Raw genomic sequence first — 18,701 nt, 5'->3', positions numbered from 1 at the left:
ATGAGAGCAGCATACATCCGAGTCACTCGACACTGTGACATACGGAATCATTCTTCAGACACCTAGATTAATCAGCGATCGGAGTGGTGATCGAAGATTGAACTACGCTGTCCAAGACAGGTGTGGTAATGGATGCCGCTTCGTGAGTTTGCACGTTCACGAAAGCTACGCCAAGTGCCAATACCGCCAGAACGGAAAAGATCACTTTTTTCACAGGTAAAGCCCCCTCACCCTTAGTCCTTCCCGCATAGTGGAAGTCATTTTTTGCATGTACTCAGACGCCTTATCTAACTCTCCGCGCGCCTCGTAGATGCTTACAATATGAGAATAACATTTGGAGGCCTCGACGTGCAAGCCGTATTTTTCAAAAAGTTCCACAGAACTTAACATATACTCCAATGCTCTTTCGAAGTTTTGAAGTTCTTGATACATCACGCCCATCGTGCGGTAGACGAACGCGCGTTCACGATGTTCTTTGCCGAGCAGTTCGAGGGCGCGGAAACACCATTTTTCAGCTTCTTGATAGTTCTTTCGGCGGAAGTAAACGGTCCCGATCTCCCCGTAGACGTTCGCTACGAGATCCATTTCTTCCATCGCTTTGAACTCTTCGGCGCACTCTTCGAATTGGGCGATCGCATCGTCATACTGCCCGAGCTCGTACTGCAGAATGCCGTAGTTTTTCTTCGCCACCACTTCGTCGTAGCGGTTGTTGACGCTGCGGAACATCGTGATCGCCGTGCGGGTGGTATCTGCTGCTTGTGCGTATTCGTTCATATGGTAGTAAGCGGTCGCCAAAGCTGTATACGTTCTGCCCATCTGGAGCAGATTCGGTGTGCCTTGCAGCGCCGTGATCGCTTTTTTGTAATACTCGATCGCTTCCTGTACCTCCCCCAGGTACGCAAGCGTGGCCGCAAAGTTGTGGTACAAGGAACCTTTCGTGCTGTTGTCGAGCGATTCGCTTTTCGCCAGTTCCTTCATCGCCTGTTGGAAATAGTGCTTCGCCATGACATAGTCATGCTGCTCCATCTTGGCGCGGCCCAGCCAACGCAGGAGTTCCACCGCATGGGAGCGGTCTTTGTCGAGCGCGACTTCTTCGAGCATCGATTCGAGCAGACGGGTGGCGTTGTCGAATTGCTTGGCATAAATATACGCCGATGCGAGTTCTTTGCGCACTTCGTTGCGGTCAACAGCCGGTTCGTCCGCCAAGCCTTCGAGGACTTGGATGGCTTTTTCATATTGTTTCGCGGAAATCAAAGACTTCGCCAGCTTGTGGCGAGTGTCATGTTCCAGCTTATCCTGCATATCCATCAAGAACTGATCGATCGGCACGTCCAGTTTGCGCGAAATGCCTTCCAGCAGTTTAAAGGAGGGATTCGCTTTGTCGCTTTCGATCTGTGAGATCATGCTCGGAGTCACAAGACCCTCTGCCAGTTCGGTCTGTGTAATCCCTTTGCGCATGCGCCATTCCCTTATTTTTTGCCCCAGTGTCTTATTCATATCCGTTCCTCCCCCAGGCGGTCTATCATTCACGAAGTAGTTTACTTAACGTTAATCTTATACGATGCTTACGATAAATAAAAGTATATAATGCACATTCTGCCCACATTTTCGAAAGGCAAACCAACTTTACGCAAAATCGGACTGTTCCCTTCGCATTTTCATTAATGAAACGCCATATCCAACGACCAAGGGCAGAAATAAGAAGAAAGTGGCAGAAGCCACTTGTACAGCTTCTCCAGACAGGAACAAAGGAATGCACATCAGCACCGTATCGAACGTCACATGCGCGAAGATCACCGTCTCCAACCCGTAGTGCAAGTAGCAGTAGCCGATGATCACCCCAAAGATCGTCAGCTCGATGAAGCGGGTGTAGATCGGGTAGATCGGGTACAGCGTATGCCCGAGCGCCCAGACCATCGCCGGGAGGAGAGCGGCGATGAAAGAGTATTTGAGATAGCGCTTGAGGAACGTGACCCCGAACAGACGGTAGGTGATCTCTTCGGAGATGCCGGCGAACCACGCCAAGAGCGGGAACAGGGCGGGCACCCACATGTTGGCCGGCGACATTGAAAGGTCGTTTTCATACCAGACCCCGAAGTAGTTCTCTCCTATAAAATAGAACAGACCTTGGAACCCCATCCAGGCAAACGCGAGCGCGTAGCCCCGTTTGGCTGCCGAGCGCATGCGGTCACTCCATTCCGGGTCGCGGCGGTTCAGCCACAACGACGGCTTGACTTCGCGCACCAACATGCCGCCGGTCATCGTCAGCGGGTAGTTGCTTGCGCCGACCCAGAACGAAGTGATCACCGCCATCACGATCGCCAGCGCGCCGGTCAGGAGCAGGCCGAACATCCCGCCGCCTTCGCCGAGCGCCTGCGCCCGCAGCACCGGCCATTGGTTGACATTGCTGATCGCGTAGAGCACGAAGACGAGCAGGGACAGCCACAGGCTCGACCAGTACGGGCGCTTCTGCTGGATCAGGAACAGGAAGACGAACGCGAACACCAGCAAGAGAAACGACCCGAGCAGGCTGACCCCGGTCAGCAGGCCGGCGTACAACGTCTGGCGGTCGTGCCACTCGGTGAACGAGTCGGGCACACGATAGTCGCTCGTGACCTCATCGACCTGATCGCCGGTGAGGGACACTTCATAATAGAGCTCCGAGTCGCCGACTTGGTAGCTGCGGTCCTGCCAGGAGAAACTCATCCGATTCGAGCGGTACTCTTCATCGCCTTCCAGCACTTCCGCCTCGTCGATGATCTCCCCGTCTGTGCTGAGCAGCTCGAGGCGGCTCATGTCGACACCGAGGTCTTGCAGCGCTTGTTCGGCGCGCTGCCGGCCGGCCGTTGTTGAGATCTCAGTATTGGTTTCAGGCGTCGGGCGGGAGAAGCCGATCAGCTTGCCGCTTTTTACATCATGGTAAGTTTCGTACGTGAGGCCTCTCGAACTGTAATCATTGTAAAAGATGACATGCCAATAGGTCACAGGGGCCGTGTCCGGGGCTTGTTTGCCAAACTCCTCGTGCAGATCTTCTTTGCCGAGGTAGCCGTCCAGACTGTCGGCGCTTTCCATCACAGCGCTGGTCTTGTACTCCGACAGGTTGATGTTCTCCTGTTTCCAATGTGTCTGCGCCTTGGCGATCACTTCGTCGCGGGAGAGCATCTTCCACTCCTGCGCGGCGAACAGGTCCTGCCACGAGAAGACGAAGTACATCACCAGCCCTACGATGCCGATCATCCATAACATGCGGTCGCCCCGCTTTTTCACGCCCATGCTGTTCCTCCTTGATGCGGTTTCTTTTCTGCCAGTTTATACGGTCTGGCGCTGCCCCATGCTTTCGCTCTTACAAGACGTTATAGTTCAAAGCGAGTTCCTCCAGCCACAAGCTCAGCCCAAAGACGGCTGCAAAAATCGGCACGGCGGCTCGCGGGCTTGACCCCATCACGCGCAGCACATAGGCTGCTAACAAAATGATATACGGCATTGCCGGCAATTGGTAGCGCGTCTGCACGAAAAAGACGGAGATCGCGCCGAGGAAATACCCGGCGACCAAGACGGGCAAGAGCGCTTGGCGGTCACGCCAGCAGGCGAGCACGACGCCGACCAGCCCCAAGGACATCAAGGTCCATTGGTAGCGGGCATGGAAAGTGTCCGAGTACAGCGGGATGCGCTCCCACTCGTGGGTGGCGGCGACCCAGTCTTTTTTCGCAGACAGATACATCTGGAAGCGCATCCAGGTCAGTTCGGCGAAGTGGCCGGGATGGTCGAGAATCCACTGCTTGCCGGCAGCTTTCATGATCGCGTCGCGTTTTGCGTCCGTTTTGGTGCCGGCCATCGCTTCTTTGAACGCGGGCAGGCTGTAGATCTTATCGCTAAAAAATCCGTTGGCGTAGTCGTTGTTGCCGATCAGCAGGTTCAGCCCGGCCGTGGTGTCGACGAGCACGAATTGTTTTTGTTCCATATAGTTTCGAATCGACCACGGAGCGATCACCGCCGCCATCACCAGTACCATCAGCCCGAGCCTGATCCATGTCGGGCGGGGCAGGCGGAACGTCTTGTTCGCCAGCATTAGCCAGACGACGGCGATCACCGGCAGCAGCAGCGCGATCGAGCGGGTCAGCGTGGCGAGGCCAAACAGCAAGCCGGCGATCAGGTATCCGTACAGGTTGCCGTCTTGCGACCCGACAAGAAATGCGTAAAGAGCATAGGTAAAGAGCGCGAGAAACAGCGACTCGGTCAGCAACACGCCCGAATACCCGATCAGCGGCACATACAGAGCACCGATCAGCAAAGCCAGCATCGCGACCTTGGTGTCAAACAACCGCCTGCCGATGAGATAGACCGCAAACAGCGTCGCCACCGACAGGAGCGACTGCACGCCGTAGACCATGCGGTATTTGTGCCCAAACAACTCATACAAACCGCCGAGGAATATCACGTATCCGGGGGCGCGATAGGTGGCACCTTGTACATGATCGGTCGCAAACGTGCCTTCCTCCGCCAGCTTCACCGCCCGCTGATCATAGTCCTCCATATCTGAGACAGGCTTCACTTCCAGCCCGGCAATATAATCAAGTCGAATCCACAGGGAAAACAGCAAAATCAGTGCGATCCCAACCGGAACCCCCATCTTTCGCAGCACCGTATTCTCCCCCTCTGCAGTTCTCATGGTACTTTTTGTAAGCATACCCTATTTCACGTATATTTCCAAGGAAATAAAAAACGCACCTGACGACAGGTGCGTGTCGAAAAAGATAGGATGGCCACCGCCAATAGTACATGGCTGACGGCGGAAATGTGTGTCTTGCCTGTCTTGCATGATCTCCCCCAATAAAGGACGTCAAAAAACGATCCCTGACAGGGGGGCGTGCAACAAGTCGCTTAATCCGCCGTAATCGTGATCGCGGCACTCGTTGCCGAAACACCGCCATTCAGCACTTTCTTCAGTGCATCCACAGACAAATAACTGACACCGTTACGCACCAGAACCTGCCCTTTCAGACCGGTATCCCGCTTATCGAGGTACACGTTCCCGCTGTTCAAGACGACGCGGACCGCTTGGCTTTCCAGTTTGAACTCGACGGAGTTGGTCTTGGCCACCCAGTTGACTTCAGAGCCAAACGCTTCGGCCACATAGCGCAACGGCAGGTAGTCGCGCCCGCGCTCGGTGAGCAGCTTCGGCACATCGAGCAGTTGGATGCCGTTCAAGTTCCCGACTCCGCCCTGTTTCTGCAAGGTCAAAGTCTGCACGCGGTTCGGCAGCAAGTGCTGGATCCCGGCGTTGACCATGACGCTTGGCGAGGTCAGACGAATGTCGGGCGTCAACCCGATTTTTTGGATCGACGTGCCATCGCCGAGCTCCCAGGCATCGACGGAGACTTTCAACACACCGCCGTTGGGCAGCGTCACCGGCTCCTGCATCGTCCCCTTGCCGAACGTCTGCGCCCCGATCAACGCCGCCCGTGCGTTCACCTGCAGTGCACCGGCCAGCATCTCCGACGCACTCGCCGTCTGCTGATCCACCAGCACCGCCAGCGGCATCTCCTCCGTGCCCAGCTCGTCAGCCCCGATCACCTGCTGACCGCCTTCTTCATCATGCATGATCAGCAGAGTGCCTTCCGTCAAGAAATGGTCTGCAATCTCCAGCGCCGACAGCACCGACCCGCCACCGTTGCCGCGCAGATCGAGCACGATCCCGTTTGGCGACGTGGCTTCCAACTGCCCATAGGCATCGAAAAACTCCTTCGACGTATTCCCGCCAAACGTCAGGATGCGCAGATACCCCACGCCATTCCCCAGATCCTTCGAAGTCACAGTCGGCAGCGAGATCGCCTCCCGCACCACCTTCACTTGGCGCGGCGCTTCACTTCCGCGGGCGATCATCACCATCGTCTCCGTCCCGGCCTTCCCACGCGCCATCGACGCCACCTCAGCTGCCGTCTTCCCGGTTGCCGCAACTCCGTCGACCGCCACAATCCGGTCGCCCGCCTGCAAGCCCGCTTTTTCCGCCGGGGAGCCAGCGTAGACCTCGGTGATCAGCACTTCCCCCGACTTCGCCGCCTGCAGCGCCGTCCCGATCCCCGCATACTGATTGTCGAGCGCCCGCGTGAACGCCGCGTATTCCTCCGGGGTCATGTACGACGTAAACGGATCGTCCACCACGTCGAGCATCCCTTTGATCGCACCTTGCAGCACCTTGTCTGCATCCGGATGTGTATAATGACTGCCGACGAGCAACTGATACAGCTCGAGCAGCGTATCTGCATGCTGATCGGACTCCGCCGACACCGCGCCTGCCGGTCCCAACAGCAGCGACAAGCTCAGCGTCGAAGAGATCAGCAATGGTTTCCAACGCATGAAAAAACCCCCTTTCCAGCTCTATTCGAGCCAGACAGGGGGTTTCCTGCACTACGTCCTTACAGACGCTTCATTTTGCGCATCACTTTTTCGGTGATGATCGCCGCGTCCGCACGGTTCAGGAACGCATGCGGGTCGAAGCGATAGGTCGGCTTCTTCTGCGTGCCGGTCAAGCGGTTCGGAATCCCGACGATGATGCCTTCCTTCGCGACAGCTGTGATCGACGAGACTGCATAATAGTCGACCGTGCCAGCGTCGGTGAACAGCTTCTGCAGGTTCGGAACCTCCTTATCCGTATCCGGGTTGACCTTGAGGTTCATCGCCCGCGCGATCATGACTGCCGCTTGCTCACGGGTCAAGCTCTGGTTCGGAGCGAACAGGCGCGGACCGACACCGCGGATCAGACCGCGTCGTACGGCCGTCTCGATGTAGCGGTAGTCGTACAGCGAGCCTGCGATGTAATCTTTCGGAACGTCGTTAAACGTCAGGTTGTTCGGATCATACGACAGCGGCAGGTCCAGCATCTTGACCATCATCGTCGCGAACTCGCCGCGCGTGATGTTGTCATAGACGCCAAATTCATTGTTGTTCTTCGGCAGCATGACGCCTTTCGCAAACACCGTCTCCAGTTGGTTGCGCGCGTAGCCATGGCCGATCACATCGTTGAACGAGTAAGCGTCATAGAACACCGCATAGTAGCCAAATCCGTCAAACGAAGCGGTGACCGTCTTCTTGCTGGTGTCCACGATGCCGCCGAGGTTCTTCCACGTGTTGTTGTAGAAGCGCCAGACCGACAGCTTCGGCGCCGTCACGTTGCGGATGTCCGCATCGTACTTCAAGGTGATCGTGCCGCGCTGCGACGGTTCCATCCACTTGTTCGCAGTGCGGGTGTAGAACTCATAGCCCGTGTTGTACGGATGTTGGCCGTGGACGGTCGACCACTGCGTCGGGGTCACCGCATCGAAGTAGCCCGCATCCATCCAGAACAGCTTAGACGCGTAGCCGAAGTGCGCCGGTACGGTCAGCAGGTCGGCTGCGATATCCATCGGCGAGATGTCGCGGATATCACCGTCATTGTTGTACTTCTTCACTGTGCGGCCGTCATTGCGGTCCGCGATACCAAACAGGATGTTCTGCGAGTCGAACAAGTCCACCGTGCGCGCATCTTGGCCCGGGGTCTGGTTCACTTGGCGCAGGAACGTATTTTTCGGCAGGGTCAGGGTCAGGTCGCTGTTGAACACCTTGACCGAACCGGTCTTCGGCACGGTGGTCTTGAACTGGCCGCCGACCGTGTTCGAAGCTGCATAGTTCACTTCAAACTCGCCGTCCAGCTTCTGCGTGCCGCGCATGACGGTGAATTTGACCTTGTTGATGCCCGCCTTCATGTTGCGCAATTCATAGCGGAAGATGTCGTTCGCTTCCTTCTTCATCGCTTCCTTGCCGATCAGGACGCTGTCCGCGCCTTCCGCGAGGATCGCGATGTTCAGGAAGTTCTGGTTGATCACGCGCTCATTCGGCAGCTTCGGCGACAGGACGATGTACGGCGACAGCTCGCGAGTGATCGACAGGGTCGATGCGACGCTTGCGCTTTCCAAGTGCGCCTGGATCGTGATCGAGCGCAGGCCGGTCTTCGGCAGCTGATGCTTGACGAGACGCAGCGTGTAACGGCGCTCCAGCGGGTCGTGCGAGTCGATGTGCAGCACGCGGTCGTCATCGGAGACGAGCGTGCCCGATGCATCGTTTCCTGCGGTGATCAGTTGCGCGCCATCAACGGTGATGACCACCTTGTCCACGTTTTGCACATCGAAGACGATGTCCGCTTCCTTCTCATTGGTCACGTATTGCAGCGTACCCGTGTTCACGAACTTCAAGTTCGTGTCGTCGAGCAGCGGGGACAGCGGATCATGCGGCACCGGCTTGACATTCTTGACCACCGGTACATGTTCCGAGAACAGGTAGACGGTGACGTTCGTCGTGACCGGAACACCGTTCGCCACGCCGGAGAGGGTGATCTGGTTCGGACCGTTGACGAGCTTCATGTCGTTCGGAACGATAAACGTGAAGTTGCCTTGCGCGTCGATCGGCGTGCCGCCCAGATTGTCAATCAGGCGCACCGTGCGGCCGTTGATCTTCACTTGCACGGTCGACTGGTCCGGATCGATGCCCATGTTGTTAAAGTTGACCAGGCGGCCTTTCAACGTGGTGAATTTGCGCGGATCATTTTCATCCGCCGGGTAGGTCCCGTTGGTGTTGAACACCTTGCCATTGTACAGGTTGTTGAGCTGAATGAACGGAGCCGGAACGTAGTTCACGCGCACCGCTTGCGTCTCCGTGCCGCCCGCCGAAGTGACGGAGACGGTCAGGACTTGCTCGCCAGCCGGCATGTTGTTGATCTTGAGTGCCACGGTGCCTTTATCGGTAAGCTTCTTGCTGTAGTTGAAGACAGAAGCCGGAACCGGCGTACCGTTTTGCGTGGACGTCAAGGTCACATTGTTGATGTCGAACACGTTCTCGATCTTCGCTTCCAGCCAGATCGGCAGTTCGAAGATTGTGGTGTTGTCCACAAAGACGGTGCTGGAATCATAGACAACGCGGGTCGCATCGAGATCGCGCACGTTGTAGATCTGGTTCACCGCCGAAATGTACGCGGTGTTCGAATTGCGATAGTTGAACAGAATCGGATAGTTCGCACCTTGCGTGCCATAAGTGCCGCGCACTTTCAGCTGCCACGGACCGTTCGTCGCGATATTCGCGTTGGTCGTGGACGTATACGAGAAGATGGTGTGGCCCGCCGTCGTCGTCCCGCGAGTGACGGTGGTCGCAAGCGTGATCGGGATCGGGTTGGAGCCCTCGTACAGCTCCAGCGTGATCGTCGGGTCCGGCGGGTTGGTGTTGTCGGTCGCGAAGATGATCTGGCCGGTGATGAGGCCGTTCAGCGTACCGCCGCTGTTCGGGCCGACGGTCGGCTTGTTCTCCAGCACGACCGGGTTCGGCGTGCCCGCGCTGTTCTCAATCTGCGTGTTGTACGCCGTCGGGTAGCCGTTGAAGTAGACGAGCTGACGGTTCAGCGAATAACTCATCGTCGAGTTGCTCGCCACGATCGCCAGCGGGTTGAGACCCGGTTTCAAGTTGAGGTCGGAAACGATATACGCATCCTCGCCCGCGGAGTACGCGATGATTCCGTTGACGGTCACGCGGTCCGAGTTAGGAGCTTTCAGCAGGATAACAGCGTCAGGAGACGTGACGATCTGCGGCTGTCCCGCCTCGAGCACGCGTCCGTCGACGAGCTTGATGTCATAGAGTACAGGTACATTCGAGAAGTTTACATAGCAAACACCCGGAACTTGGTTGCCGCTCGGGTTGATCCCGAAGACGGTGATCTTGTTCAACCCTTGGAACAGCTGCACGTTCATGAACTTGAACATACTGCCGTTTTCGATGATCGGGTTGACGCCCGTTCCCCGTGAGATTTGCACAGATTGACCATTGATGATCTGTTCGACCTGATAGGTGATCGAGTTGGCCGATACGCCGTTAAACGATCCGGCCAGTTGCACCACATTGGTGTTGACCTGTGTCGGATCTGCCATGTTGGTCGAGAAGTTGGTAAAGCGGAAATATTCCGCATCCGCCTTCGCCACGCCCATCGGCAACAGCGTGATGACCATTGCCAGGATCATGAACAAACTGAGCAACTTGTGTTGCAATGGTTTCACCCTTGTTTCCTCCCTTGCACGATATTTCATGTGATAACAGATTTCGACAAGATCAGGGAGACTCCTGCCTTTTGGGACTAGTTCCTTGTTCCCAAATCTAGTTGCCTACTCTCTTTATGTCGGTCGAAATGAAAAAAAGTTTATAGCAGATTGATGGAAAGTGAAGAAAAAATAGTCTTTTTTACCAATAACAAGATAATTTGAAGAGTTTCTGGTTTTGCTATTAGAAAATATTACCTGTATTATTATATTTGTTTATATTAAAGAAATTAGAAAATGGAGGTCTTATCATGAATCGCAAAAGCTTTTCCCTGCTGCTCGTGTTTGCGCTCCTCCTGCAGATGTTTTTCGTCACAGGGGTGTCGCAGGCGGCGACCTTGCTGCCGGCACCGGGCTATGTAAGTGATTCCAATGTCACCTCGACGACGATTCCCTTGACATGGGGCTACGTCAATGGCGCCGACCTGTACGCGATCCGCGTCAACGGTTCCAACATCTATCTTTCCAATACGACTTCGTACACCATCACCGGCTTGACCCCGAACACCACCTACACCGTTGAAGTATCCGGCGTCGCCCCGAACCAGCAAGGCTGGCAGACCTGGTCGGCTCCGAAGGTGATCAAGACCGCGTACCCTGCTCCGACCGGCCTGTACATCGCCCGGGCAAACGGCACTTCCGCCCAGCTGAAATGGAATTCGGTTGCTCCCGGTGCCCTCTACATGGTCAAGATCAACGGCCAGATCTCCAATTTCATGACCGATCAGACGGAGATCACCGTCACCGGCCTGACGCCGAATACCCCCTATACCCTGTCGGTCTGCGCGATGCCGCTTGGCAACGGCTATATTGGCGACCCGGCCAACGTCTCACTGACCACCGGACTCGCCGCACCGACCGGCCTGCAAGTGACCGGCACCACCGATAAGACGGCGACCCTTGCTTGGAACGCCGTGCCGAATGCCTCCTGGTATCATCTGTTCGTCAATGGCAACTTGACCGCATCGACCGATACGACTACCTATACGCTGCAGAACCTGACCGCTCAGACGTCCTACACGATCCAAGTCGCAGCCACCACCAATGCGCCCTCCACCTACATCGGCGACCTCTCCACAACGGTGACCGCGACGACGAAAGCTCCGGCTCCGGTCGGCCCGGCTACCCCGGCGAACCTCAAGACCACCGCGAACGAAAGTAGCATCACCTTGACCTGGGATGCCGCAGCAGGCGCTGACTCGTACAAGGTGTATCAAAACGGCGCGCTCGTGACCACCGTCAGCGGCACCTCCTACACGTTTGCGAACCTCGGCGCGAACAAAACCTACACGCTCGGCGTTGCCAGCTACGACTCCGTGGCGGGCAAAGAAAGCGCAGCGGCGACCGTAAGCGCGCTGACCGCACCGTTTGCACCGAGCGACCTGACCGCTACGACCACCGAAAACAGCCTCACACTGAGCTGGGCACCGGTTGTCGGCGCAACTTCCTACAAAGTGTCCCTGAACGGCACCACCGTCAACACGACGGCCGACACGTCCTATACCTTCACCGGCCTGAATGCAGACACTTTGTACACGGTAGGCGTCTCCTCGGTCAACGCAGGCGGCACGTCCACTCTCGCGACGATCAAAGCCACCACGGCGAAGGTCGTCCTGCCGAAACTGTTCCTCGACACCCCGGTCGACGTTTCCCTGCCGGCCGGCAAGAGCCAGTCCTTCATCTTCACCCCGTCCACGACCGGCCTGCACCGCATCTACACCGGCCCGTACGGCGGAACTGGCGGCAGCAATGACACTGTGCTCGAACTGTACGCCGATGCCGCGATGACCCAGCAGATCGCGAGCAACGACGATTTTAACGGCACTCCCTTCTCGCAGATCTCGGCGAACCTGACCGCAGGCGTTTCCTACTACGTCAAGCTGAGAACTTATAGCTCGGACGTGGCACTGAACGCCCGGCTGACCGTCTCCAACGAGATCACAGTCGGCTCGACACCGATCTCGCTGAACAAGCCGATCGACTTCGACGTGGCAACCGGCTCTTCGAAAGTGTTCTCGTTCGCAGCAACGACGACCGGTGTGCATAACATCTACACCGATTACTACGCAGGAACGTCTTCGAGCGGCGCCAGCGACACCGTGCTGTACGTTTACAGCGATGAGGCGATGACCTCGCTGGTGGCAAGCAACGATGACTTCAACGGCACCTTCTCCAAGGTCAGCCCGACGCTTACGGCGGGCAAGACCTATTACATCAAAGTTGTCGGCTACAACAGCGGCAGCGTGCATGCGCGTTTGGCAGTGACGCTGTAAACGTGTACGTAATAAGCCACGGCAAGTCTTCACTTGACGTGGCTTCATTTTTTCTCGGACGTAACTTGGTAGAGCGGGTCAAGAGAGACGAGTTCAAACAGTCTGCCTAACGATACCTCCACAAATAAACGGCTTTGCCAACTTTGAAGAGATAAAGACGATCTTTGCTTTGTTTGCCTGGAATCGTAGACTTCATCGAACATTGTGGTACTCGATCACAGCCTAAACTTTTGTAGCTAGGTACTTCTGTCTATCTAATCCCGATCATGACCACTTCACATGATCAGCTGTTCGTACCACTCTACATCCAACTCAGCATTCAACTTAAAAAAGCCCCGCCATTAGGCAGGGCTAGGTGAATAAAAAAGAGACCGCTTCAACGCGCTCTCGCTCTTTTCGTCTAGTTTCTATTGTCACGAGGTGTAGGCCACTCCAACGATCTCCTCGTACTCCTCTTCCACCAGCTCGCCAATAACAACGGCTTGCTTCATATCAGACTCTGTAGCCCACTTCTCTTCCCAGCACATTTTCCAGAAGTCAAAGCTGCTCATTACTTAACACCTGCCAATCGTGCCCGGACGGCGAGTTGTCCGAGATAGTTGAGGCGTTCCTCAGTGGTTGTCTTGTTCTTCACAAAGTTCAGATGATCCACCACGTCCTTCTCAGTAAAGCTATCCAGCAGGTCATCAACACCCACCAGAAAGACGCAAGGGGCTGCCTGGATCGGCAGGCACGTAACATCCTGGAATGAAACAAAATGCGTCTCGTCTGTTAATCCTAGCTCTGCGAGCCTCACCCGAAGCTCCCGACTACGCACGTCATGCGGATTCTCGATGAAGATCAATTTTACCATTTTAAATCCCCCTTATTAGTTATTGAGGTTGTAGACAGCGATGCTTCCAATGCCTCCTGCAGATCCATTTTGACCATTCGGGGCGCCTACTCCGCCTACTCCACCTGCAGATCCATTAACAGTGATGGTCCCCAGGTTAGAAAAGGTGCCTTTGTGGATGATGGTCACGGTTCCGCCACCTGCTCCGCCACCGCCGCCACCGCCGCCGCCATCGTTGTTAGAATCACCATAGGCGACACCTACGCCTCCCACACCTGCGCTCCCTGTCGCGTTGGCATCTATTACTCCTGTACTCGAAATGGTGATGCTACCTCTCGCAACTAAAATTAACGCTCCGCCTCCTAGATTTCTGCCGATGCCACCGTCTCCAGCGGATGTAGAATTGTAATACGTGCCGAGTCCACCACCGCCGCCGCCACCGCCACCTTGAAGGCTTGAGCCCCCGTTACCACTGTTCGCAATGACACCTGTGTTACCGATTACAAGACCACCAGAACCACCGGCACCAATACCGCCATTGTTCCCTTGTAAGAATACCGGGCCAACACCCTGTACGAATCTAGTGCTTGCAGATCCTGGTCCGGATGAACCTTCGCCGCCGTTACCTCCGTAACCCCACTTGTACGTAACATACTCAAAACCGCGACCGCCGCCGCCACCTCCTCCAACCCCGCCTCCGTACCACGTCCCGAATCCACCTGCCCCCCCTCTGCCTGTGGTGGGTGCGTAACCACCACCGTTACCTCCAGCACCACCATATCCACCCTTTGGGATTACGATGAATTTGTTGCCGGATGGATCGAATTGCATGATCTTTTTAACAGCCAGCGGGAGGATCATTTGGAGTGTGGTTTCTGGATTTACAAACGCAGCCTTTCCCGAAACATCGATCACCCCGTCAAGCGTGACATCACCCTGCGAGTAGAGGAGGATGCCGCGGCATCTTTTATCTGGTGCCAAGACGGCATCTTTATTAATTGTGATGCTTCTGTAATTCATGACCAGTGTAGTTTCATCTTGATTTTGAACGGGCAGGTAGGTATACCGCATTTGTGCACTTATTTCCGCGATCTTGTAAGTTCGTCCGACATCGTAAGTGTGGACAAGTCGCCAGTAGCGAGCACTCACGGGCTGTGCTGTAAGGGCATAATCCTTTTCGACCGTCGCCGAGGTGTTGTTGACAACATTGTTTCCGAATACCGTCCAACTCGTTCCGTTATTTGAGTACTGGAGTTTCGCGGTCTCTACGCCAATTACGTTTGATCCTGTCGTAAGTTTTTTAAGATTGAACACATCGATGTAGACGCTCTGACCAAAGTCAATTTGAAACACTACTCCGTTGGTGGCCGGTACGTTAGTGGTCTGAAAGTACGTGGCAGAATCACCATCAACGAGATTAGCGACGGCACCTCCGTATGCTGTTGTAATTTGCGCTGGAGCTATCGGAACCGGATTGACATCTACAACTAGATCACCATCAGCACCTGTACCAAAGTAGGGTGCAACTGAAGCACCCGTTAGCGTATTGACGCCATGTTCCCTGAGCACTCCGGTCAACTTACTCATATGCCATCACCTCGCTTACGATTTTATTGTTGGAATCATACGTGATCGTCCATCGGATGGTGGTTGTTACAGCAGTACCTGCACCGTTGTAGAACTGCCACAGCGCAGTGCCGTAATTGAAGTTGGCGTCCGGTTTGCTGAGCGTTGACCTCATATGCAGAGTGCCGTCTTCTCGTTTATACTCGACCACCGTGTATTGTCCCATTTCGTCCGGTGCGCTGCGGTAGGCGCTGTACCCGCTCAAGTCTCTTTTCAGATCCGCAATATCAGCATTGATTGCTTGTTGTAGCAGTACTACCTTCTCTTGCGCCCCGGCGGGGGTTTCTGCTCCAATCTGTGCCGCTGTCACTCCATGAGGGTTATTCTTGTCAGCGGCATGGGCCACAACAAGTTGCTTTCCCTCTGCAATGCCTTCTTCAATCCGATTCATATCCTTCTCAGAAAGTACATCGTTGTATTTCCAATCTGTCTTTGGAACATACGGCAAGCTCGACACCTCCTAATTGGTCTTAAAATAGAACCGCTCAAGTATCTGAAAGTTGAAGACAATCTTTATGAATTCTCACCTCAAGTTCCACCTCCATCATCGGCTATACAAAGTAAGGAGGTGCTTCTCATGCCATATATCCCCAAAACCAACTGGCAATACAACGACGTGTTAACCGAAAAGGACATGAACCGCATCGAAAGCGGTCTCATCGAAGGAACTCAGCTCCTTGAATCCCACGCGGCTGACAAAAGCAACCCGCACGATGTCACTGCCGAACAACTCGGTGCGGCCAAAGTTTCCGACCTTGACGCCTATGTCAAAGCGGACGGCACGACCAACTTCACCGCAAATCCCACCATCAAAAAGCCGACCCCAGCGCTCATCTTAGACGCTTCTCGCCCTCAGAAGTCCCAGTTGCGCTGGAACGCCAATGCAACCACCGACTTGGGCGTAGAAGTTCTTGTCGACGGGGTCGTCGCCGGTACTTTCAAAAGCGACCAATCCCTGACCATCGGCAAGCTCAACACAACAGACGAACGCCTGCAGCGCTATTACGAACGCATCGACCAGGCCAGCGTGGACACGAATGGTTTTTACAAAGTGTGCGACTGGCTGCGGGAGGACGGCTCTCTGTACCTCAAGACGACGCTGTCCAATCCCGATGTAAACGGCTACTACCAGACTGACACCTGGAAGTACTACAACGCAGCGGGCACTTCGGTCGTCAAAACGGAGACCTACGCCTATACGTGGAATACGCGGGGAATAAAACTGACGGAGGTGCGCACCTCATGATCACTACCGACCTGACCCTGCGTGCCAGAGGCTTCGGTAGCGGCGGCTACCGCACCGGTGACTTCGTTCCCAGCAGCAATTTGAGCACCTTCCAAGCCACGAAATTGGCTCCTCTGCTCACTCTGTCCACGGCCCCCCGCGGGATGTGGGTCGTCAACGAAGGGAGTACCGTTACCGATGCCAACTTGCGCATCGTCGTCTTCCTGAACAACAACAGTTCGATCCTCGAAGTGAACGGGAGCGGTGCGGTGACGAGAAGTGTCAGCCTCGTGGGCAAATTCAGCGGCTCCATCACCGCCGTGAAAATGCCGACGACAAGCAGCACGCTGGAAGTCGACTGGGTCTACTTCACCACCTATGACAGCGTTGCGACGGCGAGATTCTACGCGGTCGACATGACCAACGGCAATGTCTACAACCTGTACACCAACACCACCATGCCCACCGCAGGCTGGAACTACATCGGCGTGATCGGAGACGGCACTGCGTATAACAAAGTGCTGCTCGCCTGCACGAATGTGACCCTTGAAAAAACGTCCGTCTACCCCATCGTCGCCATGAACATCGCCAAAGGTGCGCTCGGTGGCACAACTGCTCCCGCCCTCTCCAACCTGCAGACCTGCACCGTGCAGCGGCTGATGGCGGCCGCCCCGACAACCCATGGCACCGTGGCAACCCTCTACGCCTGTGAAGCAGGTGTCCTCGGTGTTACCGCCGCCTGGTCGGGCACCCAGTATTACGGCTCCAGATATCATTGGGCCATCGGGAACAACAGCACCACCCAGCCGTACGGTGGCACGTTTGGCAGTTCGCTCACTTCCACGCCCAGCCATGTCTTTTCGAATTATAGTGAATACGGGATGTATGTATTTGAGCGAAGCGACAAAGCAACCGGTTCCTTATTTTCGGTCGGCCAGAGCACCTCGGGAGCGCTTGGCGAATCCGACAAGTATTACATCGACCGCTTAGGAACAGAAGCCTATACAGGACGCCCGAAATTGGGCTCGCGGGATCTCTATCAAGGACTTATGGGCGATGTGTTTCAGATCTCTACCAGTCAAAGTTATGCCACCAACTATACCAATGGGCTTGTCGTGCAGTCCGACATCAAACCCCTCCAATTCTGGAGCCATGTCGGTCTCTTAACCACCGTGCCCGAGCCGCTGCTCAACGGCGTCTCCTCGCACCGTAATCTCTGTACCATTGCCGTCAAAGGCACCCAGCTCTACAAATACGACGGCACCTACGGCCGCATCATTCAATAGGAGCGTGAACCCTGTGGAGAAAAAACTGATCTACGTGCAAGCCGAAACCAACATCGTCACCGCTTGGATTCCGGTCGCGGCAGACGCAAAACTGGAAGACTACCAGATCGAAGGCACCGCCCAAAAAGTCTACATCGTCGATGACGTGCCCGTCCCCTCGATGGAACTGGCTGAACTGGAGACACCTGTCATCTACTTCGATGGCACCACCTTCACCCACGGCAAGACCGTCCGCGAAAAAACGATGCACGAAAAGCTGCAAGACTTCACCACCTCCCTCGACGAGCACCTGACCAATGCGAAGAAGTCCAAATCCCTCGTCGAACTACAGGCGCAGCAGAGCGCCGACTTTCAAGCCCTTATGGACTACTTAGCAGAAAAAGGAGTGTTGTAACATGACCATCCTGACCTTCCGCACCAGCACTTACGCGCGTAACATCTACATTTACGGCACCACCAAGTTCTCCGACATCCCGGCCGAGTACGTGCAGCCGGTCAAAGACTATGCCGAAGCGAATTTCAGCCGTGAACAGCTCGAACACGCCCAAGAGATGGGCTATCTCTCTTAATGAATGCCCTGCACGCTCTGGCTGCACAAAACGGATCACTCGAATCCACATAAGTGCTCCTTGCTTCGAGAAGCGACCATTTGGCCAGAGATACACCCGCAAAGACAACATTGGGCATTGCAAAGGGAAACTATCAGAATAGAATTGTAAATTTGTTCAAAAATAACGAAAAGACCTGAGTCCGCAGATCAGCGGTGCTCAGGTCCTTTTTCATTAATAATGCCAGCTAAATACCGAGTCATACCTGTAATAACAGGTTCCCTCAAACTCAATCTCTTTCTCGCTTCTGAAACCATAAATCTCATGCCATTTCTCTTGAACACCAGATACCTGCCGTGTCATCTCTTCCTTGGCACAGACAACGATCACAGCCCCCGCATGAACAAGCGCTGCGATTTCTGTTTGGTCGGTTCCTGCCGCTAGTTCCAATCGTTTCAACAGATACACTGAGCCGATCGGTATAAAGTTCCCGTCAACAGTCCCGAGAAAATCAATAAATGGCTGATTCTTTTCCAGCTCTTCCAAACTCTCCATCTCCAGAGCAAGATGACATTGCTCACCCTCTATCAATGAGATCTTGAACTTTGAGGCTGTCCAATACCATCTTCTTGATTCCTCGAGCACGGTAAATTGGAGCTGGATTCGCGAACTGTCATACGAATAAATCGACTGCAAATAGCTGCGCAGTTCGTCAAACTCCTTTTGATACCGTTGCTCCGTAACCGTTTTCCAATCTTCTTCTTGAGGTGCTGTCATCAGATCCCCCTTGATAGCTCCA

16 protein-coding genes are annotated in these 18,701 nt (G+C 55.1%); 5 read left to right on the top strand and 11 right to left on the bottom strand.

The features are described 5' to 3' along the window. Positions 1 to 67: 67 nt before the first annotated feature. From EV586_RS21030 to EV586_RS05540, 6 genes are all read right to left on the bottom strand, one after another. The gene (locus EV586_RS21030) at positions 68 to 214 is read right to left on the bottom strand and encodes a hypothetical protein (protein ID WP_165898331.1); all 147 of its coding nucleotides are present in this window, start codon (positions 212 to 214) and stop codon (positions 68 to 70) included. Beyond that, positions 211 to 1,497, bottom strand: a complete 1,287-nt coding sequence (locus tag EV586_RS05560) for a tetratricopeptide repeat protein (RefSeq protein ID WP_132944085.1) — start codon at positions 1,495 to 1,497, stop codon at positions 211 to 213. Before EV586_RS05560 ends, EV586_RS21030 begins: the two co-directional genes overlap by 4 nt. Before the next feature lie 129 nt (positions 1,498 to 1,626). Then, positions 1,627 to 3,273: a CPBP family glutamic-type intramembrane protease gene (locus EV586_RS05555; protein WP_132944084.1), complete on the bottom strand. Its 1,647-nt coding sequence runs from the start codon at positions 3,271 to 3,273 to the stop codon at positions 1,627 to 1,629. A 70-nt stretch (positions 3,274 to 3,343) separates the two neighbouring features. Next, positions 3,344 to 4,642: an ArnT family glycosyltransferase gene (locus tag EV586_RS05550; RefSeq protein WP_165898329.1), complete on the bottom strand. Its 1,299-nt coding sequence runs from the start codon at positions 4,640 to 4,642 to the stop codon at positions 3,344 to 3,346. A 239-nt stretch (positions 4,643 to 4,881) separates the two neighbouring features. Next, entirely contained in the window at positions 4,882 to 6,357 is a 1,476-nt protein-coding gene (locus EV586_RS05545; RefSeq protein WP_132944082.1) for a S41 family peptidase, read from the bottom strand. Positions 6,358 to 6,416: 59 nt separating this feature from the next. Beyond that, a complete protein-coding gene (locus EV586_RS05540; protein WP_165898327.1) occupies positions 6,417 to 10,073 on the bottom strand; it encodes an S-layer homology domain-containing protein in 3,657 nt (1,218 codons plus the stop codon). Positions 10,074 to 10,363: 290 nt separating this feature from the next. On the opposite strand from EV586_RS05540, the gene EV586_RS05535 reads away from it, so the two are divergent. Beyond that, positions 10,364 to 12,385 (top strand): fibronectin type III domain-containing protein, encoded by a 2,022-nt coding sequence (locus EV586_RS05535; protein WP_132944080.1) that lies wholly within the window; start codon positions 10,364 to 10,366, stop codon positions 12,383 to 12,385. Positions 12,386 to 12,798: 413 nt separating this feature from the next. Here EV586_RS05535 and EV586_RS05530 read toward each other — a convergent pair whose 3' ends face one another. The 4 genes from EV586_RS05530 to EV586_RS05515 are packed head-to-tail and all read right to left on the bottom strand — an operon-like array spanning position 12,799 to position 15,291. Continuing rightward, on the bottom strand, positions 12,799 to 12,936 hold the full coding sequence (locus EV586_RS05530; protein WP_132944079.1) for an XkdX family protein: 138 nt from the start codon (positions 12,934 to 12,936) through the stop codon (positions 12,799 to 12,801). After that, entirely contained in the window at positions 12,936 to 13,238 is a 303-nt protein-coding gene (locus tag EV586_RS05525; RefSeq protein ID WP_132944078.1) for a hypothetical protein, read from the bottom strand. Before EV586_RS05525 ends, EV586_RS05530 begins: the two co-directional genes overlap by 1 nt. A gap of 15 nt (positions 13,239 to 13,253) precedes the next feature. Next, entirely contained in the window at positions 13,254 to 14,804 is a 1,551-nt protein-coding gene (locus tag EV586_RS21570) for a discoidin domain-containing protein (protein ID WP_132944077.1), read from the bottom strand. Further along, the gene (locus tag EV586_RS05515; protein ID WP_132944076.1) at positions 14,797 to 15,291 is read right to left on the bottom strand and encodes a hypothetical protein; all 495 of its coding nucleotides are present in this window, start codon (positions 15,289 to 15,291) and stop codon (positions 14,797 to 14,799) included. The genes EV586_RS21570 and EV586_RS05515 overlap by 8 nt, the downstream gene beginning before the upstream one ends. Before the next feature lie 129 nt (positions 15,292 to 15,420). Between EV586_RS05515 and EV586_RS05510 the strand changes: the two genes are divergently transcribed. From EV586_RS05510 to EV586_RS21025, 4 genes are all read left to right on the top strand, one after another. Continuing rightward, on the top strand, positions 15,421 to 16,089 hold the full coding sequence (locus tag EV586_RS05510; RefSeq protein WP_132944075.1) for a hypothetical protein: 669 nt from the start codon (positions 15,421 to 15,423) through the stop codon (positions 16,087 to 16,089). Positions 16,090 to 16,232: 143 nt separating this feature from the next. Next, on the top strand, positions 16,233 to 17,354 hold the full coding sequence (locus tag EV586_RS05505) for a hypothetical protein (protein WP_132944074.1): 1,122 nt from the start codon (positions 16,233 to 16,235) through the stop codon (positions 17,352 to 17,354). Positions 17,355 to 17,367: 13 nt separating this feature from the next. Next, entirely contained in the window at positions 17,368 to 17,748 is a 381-nt protein-coding gene (locus tag EV586_RS05500; protein ID WP_132944073.1) for a hypothetical protein, read from the top strand. A gap of 1 nt (position 17,749) precedes the next feature. Further along, a complete protein-coding gene (locus EV586_RS21025) occupies positions 17,750 to 17,923 on the top strand; it encodes a hypothetical protein (protein WP_165898325.1) in 174 nt (57 codons plus the stop codon). A 213-nt stretch (positions 17,924 to 18,136) separates the two neighbouring features. Here the strand turns inward: EV586_RS21025 and EV586_RS05495 are convergent, their stop codons facing one another. Next, on the bottom strand, positions 18,137 to 18,679 hold the full coding sequence (locus EV586_RS05495) for a hypothetical protein (RefSeq protein ID WP_132944072.1): 543 nt from the start codon (positions 18,677 to 18,679) through the stop codon (positions 18,137 to 18,139). Positions 18,680 to 18,701 lie beyond the last annotated feature (22 nt).

The sequence above is a fragment of the Tumebacillus sp. BK434 genome, from assembly GCF_004340785.1.
GTDB lineage: Bacteria > Bacillota > Bacilli > Tumebacillales > Tumebacillaceae > Tumebacillus_A.
This window is presented reverse-complemented; position numbering and strand designations above follow the sequence as displayed.